The organism is Nocardia brasiliensis, assembly GCF_042691675.1.
GTDB lineage: Bacteria > Actinomycetota > Actinomycetes > Mycobacteriales > Mycobacteriaceae > Nocardia > Nocardia brasiliensis_D.
In genome coordinates this window covers 1,426,163-1,439,111 of record NZ_CP170507.1, presented here as the reverse complement: position 1 = coordinate 1,439,111, position 12,949 = coordinate 1,426,163, and the positions used below count along the sequence as shown (strand labels likewise).

Below are 12,949 nucleotides of genomic sequence, written 5' to 3'. Positions count from 1 at the left end.
CTGGCAGCCGAGCCGCCGGCCACCGAGCCGCCGGCCGACCAGCCGACGCCCAAGCGCCGGATGTCGGCCGCCGACCGACGTGCCCAGTTGCTGGATGTCGCACGCGACATCGTGGCCGCCGACGGTTTCGGCGCGGTCACCATCGATCGGGTGGCGCGCGAGTCACAGGTGGCCCGCGCCCTGGTGTATCAGCAGTTCAGCGATCTGTCCGGGCTGATGACCGCGCTGCTGGACCGGGAGTCGGCGATCGCGCTGGCGGGGGTCAGCAGCGTCGATTGGTCCGACACCGTCGACGTCGACCAGGTCGGGCGGGGCATCCTCGCCTACCTGCACGCGGCACCGACAAGTTGGCGAATCATCCTCAGCCCGCCCGACGGCGGTCCGCCCGATCTGCGTAACCGGCTCGAGCTCGGCCGGGCCTATGCCCGCGCCATCGGTGCCCGGCACCTGTCCCGCTACGCCGGCGTCACCGTGGATCCGAACGGGCCGACCGAGCGCATCCTGCTCGCGGCGATGGAGGAACTGGCCCGGCTCCATCTCACCGACCCCGACACCTACCCGGACGAGATGGTGCTGCGCTACCTGCGCTCACTCGTCGGCTGGGCGATCCGCCTGGAAGCACCCCGCTGACCGGCGGCGGCACCATCCCGGTGCCGCCGACTGCAATCGGCCTTTCCTGAATACCAGCGTGATTCGTCTTCGGCGCTACCGGTTCGACTGTCGCAGTGCACTGTTCACCGCGCCGTCCGCCGGAACCGGCTCCAGAATTTCGGGGCGTGGTTCGGGAGCGGCGATGCGCAGTGCGTCGGCGGAAGCGTCGTCGGGCTGAGTTTGCGAACGGATCTCGGCTTCGACACGGGCACGGTAAGTCGTTACTTCGCGTTCGATTTCGGCCTCGTCCCAGCCGAGGATCGGGGCGACCAGCTCGGCCACCTGCTGGGCACTGTCGGCACCGCGGTCCGGGTACTCGATGGAAATGCGGGTGCGGCGGGCCAGGATGTCGTCCAGGTGCAGCGCGCCCTCGGCGGCGGCCGCGTAAACGGCCTCCACCTGCAGGTACGACGGCGCCTCGGTAATGGGTTGCAGCAGTTCGGGTTTGCCGTCCGCCATCGCCATCACCTCATCGATCAGCGAGCCGTATCGATCGAGCAGGTGCTTGATCCGGTACGGATGCACGCCGTATTCCTCGGCCAGCTGCACCGTCTGATTCACCAGCGCGAAGTAGCCGTCGGCGCCGAGCAGCGGCACCTTCTCGGTGATCGACGGTGAGACCCGGGCCGGAATATCCTGTGCCGCTTCATCGACCGCGTCGTAGGCCATCACCCGATAGGTGGTGTACTTGCCGCCCGCGATGCCGACCAGACCCGGCGCGACCCGGGCGACGGCATGTTCGCGGGATAGCTTGGAGGTCTCGTCGCTCTCCCCCGCCAGCAGCGGCCGCAGGCCCGCGTACACACCATCGATATCGTCGTGCGTGAGCGGGGTGACCAGCACGTCGTTGACCCGGTCGAGCAGATAGTCGATATCGGCCTTGGTCGCCGCCGGGTGCGCCAGATCCAGGTTCCAATCGGTGTCGGTGGTGCCGACGATCCAGTGCGTGCCCCACGGGATGATGAACAGCACCGAGGTCGGGGTGCGCAGGATGATCGCGGCGTCGCTGACGATGCGGTCGCGCGGCACCACGATGTGCACGCCCTTGGACGCCCGCACATGGAAGCGGCCGCGCTGGTGGGCCAGCGCCTGCACCTCGTCGGTCCACACGCCGGTCGCGTTGATCACCACGTGCGCGCGGATATCGGCGGTGCGGCCGTCCTCGCTGTCGCGCACCTGCACGCCGACCACCCGGTCGGACTCGCGCAGGAACCCGACCACCTGAGTGGAGGTGCGGATCACCGCGCCGTAGTGCGCGGCCGTGCGGGCCACGGTCATCGTGTGCCTGGCATCGTCGACGACCGTGTCGTAGTAGCTGACGCCGCCGATCAGCGAGCTGCGCTTCAAGCCGGGGGCCAGCCGCAGCGCCCCCATCCGGGAGAGATGGCGTTGTCCGGGAACGGATTTGGCGCCGCCCATGGTGTCGTAGAGCACCAGCCCCGCCGCGACATACGGACGTTCCCACGCGCGGTGGGTGAGCGGGTAGAGGAAGCGCAACGGCTTCACCAGGTGCGGGGCCAGCGTGGACAGCGCGAGCTCGCGCTCCCGCAGCGCCTCGCGCACCAGGCCGAACTCCAGCTGCTCCAGATAGCGCAGGCCGCCGTGGAACATCTTCGACGACCGGCTCGACGTGCCGGAGGCGAGGTCTCGCGCCTCGACCAGCGCGACCTTCAACCCGCGGGTGGCCGCGTCGAGCGCGATACCGGCGCCGACCACGCCGCCGCCGATGACGACCACATCGAAGTGGTCCTTGCCGAACCGCTCCCAGGCCGCTCTGCGCTGCTCCGGACCGAGGAACTGGAATTCCGGTTTCTTGGTCATGCTCGACTCCTCCAACCGCGCCGGTTGTCGACGACTTGTGGTCTTTCGCGGGCATTCGTTCGAGCTGCTCGTCTACAGGTTATGCCAGTGGGGAGGGATCTCCTCGACCATGGCATGGCTCGTGTCGCCGAGCGCTACTTGTCGGTAACCAATGCCAACACTAATCCTCTGGCACGCGGACGGCGATGTGATGCCCGCCCACCCCTGGCCGCGCGGATAACGAAGGGACCCGCGAGGGCCGCAATCGGACACAGCGCGCGCCGTGTTTAGTAACCTGCACGAATGCGTCGCTATGTGGCCGCCATCGACCAAGGCACGACCTCGAGTCGTTGCATCGTCTTCGATCGGCAGGGGCGCGTCGTCGGCGTGGCCCAGCGGGAACACGAACAGATTTTCCCACGCCGGGGCTGGGTCGAGCACGATGCCGAAACCATCTGGAAGAACACCGAATTCGTGCTGAGTGAGGTGCTGAAACAGCAAAAGCTCGGCAGCGACGATATCGCCGCGGTCGGCGTGACCAACCAGCGCGAGACCACGGTGGTGTGGGATCGCGCCAGCGGCAAGCCGATTCACCACGCCATCGTGTGGCAGGACACCCGCACCGACCGGCTGACCACCGAACTCGGTGGCGACATCGGCCCGACCCGCTACCAGGAGCGCACCGGGCTGCCGCTGTCCACCTACTTCGCCGGGCCCAAACTGCGCTGGATCCTGGACAACGTCGACGGTGCGCGCAAACGCGCCGAGGCGGGCGAGCTGTGTTTCGGCACCATGGACAGCTGGGTGCTGTGGAACCTCACCGGCGAGCACATCACCGACGTGACCAATGCCTCGCGCACCATGCTGATGGATCTCCAGACCCGGCAATGGGATTCGGAGATCTGCGCGGAATTCGGTGTGCCGGAGTCGATGCTGCCCGAGATCCGCAGTTCCTCCGAGGTGTACGCGGAAATCACCTCGGGTCCGCTGCAGGGGATTCCGGTCGCGGGCATCCTCGGCGACCAGCAGGCCGCCACCTTCGGCCAGGCCTGCCTGTCCCCCGGTGAAGCGAAGAACACCTACGGCACCGGCAATTTCATGCTGCTCAACACCGGCACCACGCCGGTGGTCAGCAAGCACGGGCTGCTCACCACCGTCTGCTATCAACTCGGCGACGAGCCTGCCGTGTACGCCCTGGAGGGTTCGATCGCGGTCACCGGCTCACTGGTGCAATGGTTCCGGGACAATCTCGGCATCATCTCGTCGGCGGACGAGATCGAGCCGCTGGCCAGCAGTGTCGAGGACAACGGCGGCGCCTACATCGTGCCCGCCTTCTCCGGGCTGTTCGCGCCGCGCTGGCGGCCGGACGCGCGCGGCGTCATCGCCGGGCTCACCCGGTATGTGAACAAGGCACATCTGGCGCGAGCGGTGCTGGAGTCCACCGCTTTTCAAACCTACGAGGTGGTCGAGGCCATGCGCGCCGACGCCGAATCCGAGCAGATGGACCTGGAACTGACCACTCTGAAGGTGGACGGTGGCATGGTCGGCAACGACCTGCTCATGCAATTCCAATCCGACATCCTCGACGCACCCGTGGTGCGTCCGATGGTCAACGAGACCACCGCGCTCGGCGCCGCCTACGCCGCCGGGCTCGCGGTCGACTACTGGTCCGGCACCGACGAGATCCGGGAGAACTGGGCTGCCGACAAGACCTGGGAGCCGACGATGTCCGACGCGGATCGCGACGAACACCTGAAGGCATGGAACAAGGCCGTCGAACGCACCTACAACTGGGCCGACTGACCCGGTACCGGGGAGGCCGCGAGCTGTGCTCGCTCCGGCGGCGGGTACATGTGGCAGGTCGCGAACTACCTGCGGCCGGGTATCAACGACGACTGACCCGTCGGCCACGGCCGCCGGGCGCGCAATCCGCGCGCGCCGGTGGCCGCGGCGCACTACCCTGCGGCACGGGCCAATCGGTCCACGGCCGTGGTCAGGGTTGCGGCGTCGGAGGTGGTGAAGCACAGGCGCATCGAGTGCCGGTAGCCGTCCTCGACGGCGAACGCGGAGCCGGGCACATAGGCGACTCCCGCCTCCAGCGCGGCGGGTAGCAGGAGTTCGGTGTCGGTGCCGTCGGTGAAATCGACCCAGACGAACATGCCGCCGGTGGCGTCGGTACAGCGCACCCGGTCGCCGAAACGGGTACGCAGCGCGTGCACAAGGGCTTTGGCGCGCTGGCCGTAGGCATGGCGGACGGTATCGACATGGCTGGTCAGCCAGGTTTCGTCGGCGAGCAGTTCGGTCGCGATCTGCTGGGTGAGCGCCGAACCACACAGGTCAGCACCCTGTTTCAGCAACTCGACGGCGCGGCAAACAGGATCGGGTGCCACCATCCAGCCCACCCGCAGCGTCGGCGAGATGATCTTCGAGGCACTGGAGAGCCGGATTACGTTGGGCGAGTATGTCGCCACCGGTTCGGGGGCGGGGCGGTCGAACCACAGTTCACCGTACGGATCGTCCTCGATCACCCAGAACCCATGGGCGGCAGCAAGTTCGGCGAGCTCCCGGCGGCGCGCCGGGCTCTGCGTCACCCCGCCCGGATTGTGGAAGTTGCTCACCGTGTGCACGAGGGCGGGCCGCTCACCACGCGCCAGCAGATCCTTCAGCACGTCGACGCGCATGCCCGCGCCGTCCAGCGGCACCGCGACGATGCGCGCACCCGCGGCCCGGAAGACTTGCAGCGCACCGACATACGCCGGATCCTCGACCACCACCAGCGCGCCGGGATCCAGCAGCACCTCGGCCAGTAGCGACAGCGCCTGCTGCGAACCGTGCGTCACGAACACCTCGGCGACGTCGACTGAACGCCCGAGCCGCACCGACTCCCGCTCCGCGAGCACTGCCCGCAGCGGTGCCCAGCCGCGCGATTCGGTGTACTGCAGACATCCGGTCCCGCGCAACGCGCGGTCGGCCGCCACGGCGAACCGCTCGCGCGGCATCAGCTCGGCGTCCGGCAACCCACCGGCCAGGCCGATCACCTCCGGCCGCGCGGTGAGTTTCAACAGGTCACGGATCGCCGAGCTGCGCAGGCCACCGAGCTTGCCCGCCAGCGGCGGAAAGGTCGCCGACATGACTTCACTTTTGCATACCGCTACCAATATATGAAACCAATATCCCAGATTCTGAGACGTCAGCGATCGTTGATGGAGTACAGCAGGTGCTTGCCGTCCCGCTCCACGGTGGTGATGATCTGCTTGTAGAGCCGTTTTGTCCCGTCGGGCCGGAACTCCTGCAGATCGACCTCGTAGGACCCCGGCGTCACTTCGAGGATCCGCAGGCAATGCAGGGTGCCGACGGGGATTTCCTCGTCGATGCCCTTCTGGATGTTCGCCGCGGTGGACACATTGAACGCGTCGTCGGCAACGAATCTCCGGGCGCGCTCACCGCTGCGCTCGACGTAGAAGGCGTACTGGAAGCCGAGGATCGCGCCGGGCCCGCTGGCGGTGTCGCCGCTGCCGTTGCCGATGGTGACCTTGCTGTCCCTGGTGGTTGGACAGCTCAGCGCCGCGGTGGTCGTGGCGGGCGGCGCCGGATTGTCGCCGCCGCTGTTCCTGGACACCATGATGACCGTCACCGTGAGCCCGACCAGGATGACCACGGCCAGCACGCCCGCGATCACATTGCGGCCCTTGTGCGAACCGGACCGCTGCGGCGGCGCGGCGACCGGAGCCGTGGGTGCCAGCCGCTGCGCGATCGGATCGTCCGCCCAGGACAGTCCCGACGCGGCCAAGGGCGGCGGTTTGGGCACGCTGCCGGTGTCCGTCGGGCGGGTCCACCACGAGTCCTTGTCGGCGTCGGCGGGCGGCGGCGTGACCTGCTCGGCGGACGGCACTCGTGGCTGCGCCGGTCCCGGCCGCGCGGCGGACGGGGGCCCGGGGAAGACCGTCGAATCGGGTGCCCGGTACTGCGCTCCCGGCGGCGGTGTCGGCTCTGGTTCGGCCGCGGGCCGCCACACCAGTTCGGGATGGTCGGCCGTCTGCTCCGGCACCGGCCAGCGCGGGCCGGTATCACCCATCGGCGGACCGAATTCCGAGACGGGCGGACCGAATTCTGAGACAGGCGGGCCGAATTCGCCCACCGGGGGGCCGAAATCCGACGCGGACTGGTCGTCGGATTCGTTCTCCCTACGATCACCCTCGGAGTTCACACCCAATCCTTTCCCCAGGACACACGTGTGGGGCGGTCGCGAACGACCGCCCCACCCGTCGAAAAAGCTCCAGCCGGTGTCAGTAAGCTCCAGCCGGTGTCAGTACTGGAGTGAACCACCCCACTGGGTGGTGACACCGCCTACTTCGACTGTCTGCGGAGCGAGGTCGCCCGGCTGAAGCGGAAGCTTAACCTGCGCCGCCGCTTCGAGTGCCGCGGCACCGCCCGGCTGTTCCTTGATCCAGTTCTCGACCGCCGCCTTGGCCAGGTTGGCCTGGGTGGTGTCGAAGACGGAGATCGTCTTGTTGTCGGCCAGGCCGACGCCACCGGTGTAGGTGGTGACCTTGACGGTGTTGGTGTCGACGTACTCGACCGACACACCGGCCTCACCCTGACCGGCCGGCGTGCGGTAGCCGATGGTGCCGACATAACCCGACTCGTTGTTGAAGTGGTGCGTGTTGGCCACATAGCCGGGCAACAACGTGCCACCGTCGATGTTCGCACCGATTTCCTGGTGCGGGCCGGTCATTTCGACGACCGGAGCCGGCGGGGCGGCCTGCAGTTGCGGGGCCTGCCAGCGCGGTTGCTGCTGTGGCTGGACCAAGGTCTCCGGCTGCTGCGCCTGGGTGTTCTCGTCCCTCGGCGTGGTCTGCGTGCTCGGCGGCGTGGTGCCGGGCTGGGCGGGCTGCTGATCGCCCGGCTGCTGCTGGCCGCCTGGCTGCTGCTGGTCGGCGGGCGCGTCCGGCATGACCGCGGGCTGATCCGACTGACCCGGCACCGGCAGCGGCGCGACGCGCGGGGTGGTGACACCCGGCTGAGTCGGCTGGGGCAGCTTCGGATCCTGCTGCGGATTCGGCATGACCTGGTTCGGGTCCGGCGTGGTGACACCGGGCTGGCTGGGCGACGGGGGCACGGTCGGCGTGTTGGGCACGGTCGGCTTGTTCGGATCCGGCTGGGTGGTTTCCGGACTCGGCGGCGCCTCGTTCACTCCGGGCTGTGACGGCGCCGGCGTAGGCGGTGCTGGCGGTGGTGTGGTCGGCTGAGCCCCCGCCGGTGCCGCGAAGAGAGTGGCCACAGCGGCCGCGGTGGCCAGTGGCAACGAGGAACTCGCCATCGCTCGCTGCGCCCGACTCGGCTTACGATGTTTCACTTTTCGCATTCCCTTTCCCGGGTGCGACCTGGTTCGGTCGCACACAGTTGTCTCTGTCGAGACGCCCGGTTCGTCGAACGACGCGAAGGTCATTCGACGTTTCGACTGGGAAAAGATCCATCCCCCCGAACACCGAACCACGCGACCGCCCGCCGATCGCATCTCTGCGGGAAGTGAACCATATGTAGGCCTGATGGGCAATGTGAATGAAACTCTTCCGGCAGCACGAACCTCGCTGAACCGCAAGACCATTCAATCCAGGTCGTCGTGCCGCATCAACTGACGTGCCGCTTCGGTCACCGAGCCGGTCAGCGACGGGTACACCGAGAAGGTCTGGGCCAGGTCGTTGACGGTCAGGTTGTTCTGCACCGCAAGGGCGATCGGCAAAATGAGCTCCGACGCGATCGGGGCCACTACCACGCCGCCGATCACCACGCCGGTCGCGGGGCGACAGAAAATCTTCACGAAACCCCTGCGCAGGCCCGACATCTTGGCTCGCGGGTTGGTATTGAGCGGCAGCATCACCGTGCGCGCGGGCGTCTCGCCGTTGTCGATCGCGGTCTGGCTCACGCCGACGGTGGCGATCTCCGGGCGGGTGAACACCGCGGACGCGACCGTCTTCAACCGGATCGGGCTGACGCCCTCGCCGAGCGCGTGGTACATCGCGATGCGGCCCTGCATCGCGGCCACCGAGGCCAGCGGCAGCAGGCCGGTGCAGTCGCCCGCCGCGTAGATGCCGGGCACGGAGGTCCGCGAGACCCGGTCCACCCGCAGGTAACCGCCGCGGTCGAGTTCGATACCGACCCGCTCCAGGCCGAGCCCGTCGGTATTGGGCGTCGAGCCGACAGTCATCAGGGCATGCGACCCGGCGACGGTCCGGCCGTCGGACAGCTTGACGACGACACCCTCGGCGGTGCGCTCCACCGCGTCCGCACGGGCGTGCTTCACCAGCTCGACACCGCGCTCGGCCAGCGCGTCCTCCAGCACCAGGGCCGCGTCGGCGTCCTCGCCGGGCAGCACCCGGTCGCGACTGGAGACCAGCCGCACCCGCACACCCATTTCGGTATAGGCGGAGACGAATTCGGCGCCGGTGACACCGGAACCGACCACCACCAGGGTCTCCGGCAGCTCTTCCAGGTCGTAGAGCTGGCGCCAGTTCAGGATGCGCTCACCGTCCGGCTCGGCACCGGGCAACACGCGCGGGCTCGCACCAGTGGCGATCAACACAACCTCGGCCTCGATGGTCGTCTCGGTGCCGTCGGCCAGCTTGGCCAGCACCTGGTGCGCGGCAAGGCCGCTGGACGCGTCGGTCAGCTCCGCGCGACCCGCCAGCACGGTCACCCCGACGGTCTGCAACTTGGACCGGATGTCGGAGGACTGCGCCAACGCCAGCGCCTTGACGCGGCCGTTCACCTCGGCCAGTTGCACGGTCGCCTGATTCGGATCGAGCGTGATCCCCAGATCCCGAGCGCGGCGCAGGTCGGTGCGCACGCCGGTGGAGGCGATGAAGGTCTTCGAAGGGACACAATCCCAGAGCACACAAGCCCCGCCGATGCCGTCGCTATCGATCAGCGTCACCGACGCACCGTGCTGGGCCGCCACCAGCGCCGCCTCGTAACCGGCCGGTCCGCCACCGATGATCGCTATGCGGGTCATTGATACCTCCGCTCTTGGTTGCGCACCGGGATCTCCGGTACCTGTCAACGTTATCGGGCGAGGCAGGCGCACCCGCCGCCCGGCCACCACCCCCCACGGAATCGCTACGCGATGCGGGTCCAGAGGGTCGCCGCGCCCGGAACGCGCCACAGGAATACCGCATCTGGCCGGGATAGAGTCGATCCCGGGATGTTATTGGCTACCCTTTGCTGGTGCCGATCTACGCCGCCTATGGGTCCAACATGGACTCAACCCAGATGCTCGAGCGCTGTCCGCACTCGCCTATGTCCGGAACGGGCTGGTTGGAGGGCTGGCGGCTCACGTTCGCCGGCGACGACATCGGCTGGGAAGGGCCGCTGGCGACGGTGGTCGAGGAGCCCGGCTCGCGGGTCTTCGTCGTGCTCTACGACGTGTCGCCGGAAGACGAGCAGCGCCTGGACCGCTGGGAGGGCTCGGACTTCGGCATCCACAAGAAGATCCGGCTGCGCGTCACTCGCAGTGAGAGCACCGCCGATCCGACACTGGCCTGGCTGTACGTGCTCGATGCCTACGAGGGCGGGTTGCCCTCGGCGCGCTATATCGGCGTGATCGCCGATGCGGCCGAAAAGGCCGGTGCGCCAGAGGAATACGTACATTCCCTGCGCACCCGCAACAGTCGCAACGTCGGGCCGGGGAACTTCGGCTGACAAACGGACGACGTGGCCGACCCGAGGGTCGGCCACGTCGCAAGCGCTCTAAGCGGCCTCGCGCATTCGCGCTCGCAAGCGCCCTAAGCGTTCAGCACGATATTGGTCAGCACCCGCACGCCCACCGCGAGCGCCCGCTCGTCGAGGTCGAAGGTCGGCTGATGCAGATCCAGCTGCTCGCCGTGTCCGGACCAGACACCGAGCCGCGCCATCGCGCCCGGCACCTCTTCCAGGTACCACGAGAAGTCTTCGCCGCCACCGGATTGCATGGTGTCGGCCAGCGCGTCCGGGCCGATCTTGCGGATCGCGTCCTCGAACATCCGGGTGGACTGTTCGTCGTTGACCACCGGCGGCACGCCGCGACGGTAGTTCAGCTGGTACCGCACGCCGGTCGGGGCGAGCAGGCCGTCGACGATCTCGCGCACCATCGGCTCCAGCAGCGACCAGGTCGCGTGATCGCCGGTGCGGACGGTGCCGGTGAGCATGCCGGTCTGCGGAATCGCGTTGGGCGCCTTGCCCGCACTCACCGCACCCCACACCATCACGGTGCTGGTACGCGGGTCGATGCGACGACTCAGCAAGCCGGGCAGGCCGGTGATCACGGTACCGATGGCGTAGACCAGGTCGCTGGTGAGATGCGGGCGCGAGGTGTGCCCGCCCGGCGAGTCGAGGACCAGTTCGACCGTGTCGGCGGCCGAGGTGATCGCGCCGACACGGATGCCGACCCGGCCCACCTCCAGGCGCGGGTCGCAGTGCAGCGCGAAGATCCGCTCCACACCCTCCATCGCGCCGGTGGCGACCACGTCGATCGCCCCGCCCGGCATGACCTCCTCGGCGGGCTGGAACACCAGCCGCACGCCGACCGGCAGCTCGGGCACCTCGGCCAGCGCGAGCGCGGTGCCGAGCAGGATGGTGGTGTGCGCGTCGTGGCCGCAGGCGTGCGAGACGCCGGGCACGGTGGAGGCGAAGCTCAGACCGGTGAACTCCTGCAGCGGGAGCGCGTCCATGTCGGCGCGCAAGCCGATGCGCGGGCCCTCCGGCCCGATGTCACAGATCAGGCCGGTACCGCCGGGCAGTGGCTGCGGCGTCAGGCCCGCCTTGATCAACCAGGACGAGACGAACTCGGTGGTGGCGAACTCGGTGCGAGAAAGTTCCGGGTTGGCGTGGATGTGCCGACGCCACTGGACGAGGTCGGCCGCGTGCTCGGCCAGCCAGCCCTCGACCGATCCCAATCCCGTTCCCACGGTGTTCCCCGTTCCCACGGTGTCCGACAATGCGACGATGTCCGGGCCCTCCGCGAGTGCGCACGCACCCGCTTCCGTGCCCGTCGCCCGCTCCGCCGAACGGCCGATAGTGCTCACGGCTGCGCCTCGCTGTCGCTCGGCTCCGCCGTGCGCACTGGGCGCACTGAGCCCCCGGTTCGCTCGCTGCGCTCCCTCACTGAAAGTCCTCCTGTCGTTGAACGAGCCGTTGCAACAACCTGTCCCTTTGTTCTTCATCGCTGGCAGCGGTGATCGCGGTACGCGCGAGTGCCAGCGCACCATCGACCACCGCACGATCCGCCGAGGCGTTGACACTCGCCGCGGCGAAGTCTGGCTGGTGCGTCACCGCACCTCCGGCATCAATGCCGATAACCGGGTGGATGCCCGGAATGACGTTGGTGACGTTGCCCATGTCCGTACTCCCGAGCGGCCGCTGTGCCTCGAGCTCGGGTGCGATCGGCACTCGCCCCAATCCGGTTATCTGCTCGCGATAGGCAAACAGTAACGCCGGATCGGGTGTCAGCTCGGTATATGTCGGCGCGACAGTCCGTATTTCCTGGGTGCAGCCGGTCGCAAGGGCGCCCGCCTCGAAACACGCCGACGCTCGTCGCATCAGATTGTCGAGAGATGCGGAGTCGACTGCGCGTAGGTAATACAGCAGTTCCGCACGTCCGGGCACGATGTTGGGGGCTACGCCACCATCGCCGACTATACCGTGAAGTTGCTGGCCAGGCTGGAGATGCTGCCGCAGCAACCCGAGAGCTACCTGACTGACGGTGACCGCGTCGCCCGCGTTGCGACCCAGTTCCGGGGCGGCGCTGGCATGCGCCTCGCGGCCGTGGAAGACGATCGACAGATCGGCCATGGCCAGCGACCGCGCGCCGACGATGTCGAGCGGGCCGGGGTGCACCATCATCGCCATCGCCACGTCGTCGAAGATGCCGCGCTCCAGCATCAGCACTTTGCCGCCGCCGCTCTCCTCGGCCGGGGTGCCGAGCACCAGCACGGTCAGTCCGAGGGCATCGGCGACCTCGGCGAGGCCGAGCGCGGTGCCGACGGCCGACGCGGCAATGATGTTGTGCCCGCAGGCATGTCCCATGCCGGGCAGGGCGTCGTACTCAGCGCAGATGCCGACGGTGAGCGGGCCGCTGCCGAAGCTGGCGCGGAACGCGGTCGGCAGCTCGGCCACGCCGGTCTCGATCTCGAAGCCACGCTCGGCGAGCGGCGCGATGGTCTTGGCGACGCTGCGGGTCTCCTCGAAAGCGAGCTCCGGCTCGGCGTGGATGGAGTGCGAAAGGTCGATCAGCTCGTCGCAGGCGGCCTTGATCGCCGCGTCCGACAGCTGCATGGCATCAGTGCGCGCGACGTCATAGTCGTTGCGCGATCCCTGGTGCCCGCTGCGCGGTGGTGGCATGGCACACAGTGTTGCACTGTGTCGCACACCGAGCGCAGCCCATATCTCTTCGGGCAACCACCGCGGACGACCTACCCGTGCCGCACTATCCGATATTTGCGCAGGTCAGCGCGTCGACACAGCG

The 12,949-nt window shown here is 68.3% G+C and carries 10 protein-coding genes; 3 read left to right on the top strand and 7 right to left on the bottom strand.

The genetic code is table 11. The annotated features are described in order from the left end of the window. Nucleotides 1-60 precede the first annotated feature (60 nt). The gene (locus tag ACFK0J_RS06680; protein ID WP_378742675.1) at nt 61-630 is read left to right on the top strand and encodes a TetR/AcrR family transcriptional regulator; all 570 of its coding nucleotides are present in this window, start codon (nt 61-63) and stop codon (nt 628-630) included. A gap of 75 nt (nt 631-705) precedes the next feature. Here the strand turns inward: ACFK0J_RS06680 and glpD are convergent, their stop codons facing one another. Next, nucleotides 706-2,472, bottom strand: a complete 1,767-nt coding sequence (gene glpD, locus ACFK0J_RS06675) for a glycerol-3-phosphate dehydrogenase (RefSeq protein WP_378737516.1) — start codon at nt 2,470-2,472, stop codon at nt 706-708. A 282-nt stretch (nt 2,473-2,754) separates the two neighbouring features. Between glpD and glpK the strand changes: the two genes are divergently transcribed. Beyond that, nucleotides 2,755-4,254, top strand: a complete 1,500-nt coding sequence (gene glpK / locus ACFK0J_RS06670; protein WP_378737514.1) for a glycerol kinase GlpK — start codon at nt 2,755-2,757, stop codon at nt 4,252-4,254. Nucleotides 4,255-4,406: 152 nt separating this feature from the next. On the opposite strand, the gene ACFK0J_RS06665 is transcribed toward glpK, so the two are convergent. From ACFK0J_RS06665 to ACFK0J_RS06650, 4 genes are all read right to left on the bottom strand, one after another. Continuing rightward, the gene (locus ACFK0J_RS06665) at nt 4,407-5,582 is read right to left on the bottom strand and encodes a PLP-dependent aminotransferase family protein (RefSeq protein ID WP_378737512.1); all 1,176 of its coding nucleotides are present in this window, start codon (nt 5,580-5,582) and stop codon (nt 4,407-4,409) included. Nucleotides 5,583-5,641: 59 nt separating this feature from the next. Beyond that, on the bottom strand, nt 5,642-6,526 hold the full coding sequence (locus ACFK0J_RS06660; protein WP_378737510.1) for a hypothetical protein: 885 nt from the start codon (nt 6,524-6,526) through the stop codon (nt 5,642-5,644). A 231-nt stretch (nt 6,527-6,757) separates the two neighbouring features. Further along, the gene (locus ACFK0J_RS06655) at nt 6,758-7,807 is read right to left on the bottom strand and encodes a hypothetical protein (RefSeq protein ID WP_378737508.1); all 1,050 of its coding nucleotides are present in this window, start codon (nt 7,805-7,807) and stop codon (nt 6,758-6,760) included. Between the two features lie 252 nt (nt 7,808-8,059). Next, on the bottom strand, nt 8,060-9,463 hold the full coding sequence (locus ACFK0J_RS06650) for an NAD(P)H-quinone dehydrogenase (RefSeq protein ID WP_218474201.1): 1,404 nt from the start codon (nt 9,461-9,463) through the stop codon (nt 8,060-8,062). A gap of 212 nt (nt 9,464-9,675) precedes the next feature. Between ACFK0J_RS06650 and ACFK0J_RS06645 the strand changes: the two genes are divergently transcribed. Then, nucleotides 9,676-10,149 (top strand): gamma-glutamylcyclotransferase, encoded by a 474-nt coding sequence (locus tag ACFK0J_RS06645; protein ID WP_378737506.1) that lies wholly within the window; start codon nt 9,676-9,678, stop codon nt 10,147-10,149. Nucleotides 10,150-10,232: 83 nt separating this feature from the next. On the opposite strand, the gene ACFK0J_RS06640 is transcribed toward ACFK0J_RS06645, so the two are convergent. Together ACFK0J_RS06640 and ACFK0J_RS06635 are read right to left on the bottom strand one after the other, a co-directional pair. Further along, a complete protein-coding gene (locus ACFK0J_RS06640; RefSeq protein ID WP_378742673.1) occupies nt 10,233-11,381 on the bottom strand; it encodes a M20 family metallopeptidase in 1,149 nt (382 codons plus the stop codon). 205 nt (nt 11,382-11,586) lie between these two features. Then, on the bottom strand, nt 11,587-12,759 hold the full coding sequence (locus ACFK0J_RS06635; RefSeq protein ID WP_378742671.1) for a M20 family metallopeptidase: 1,173 nt from the start codon (nt 12,757-12,759) through the stop codon (nt 11,587-11,589). Nucleotides 12,760-12,949: the final 190 nt, after the last annotated feature.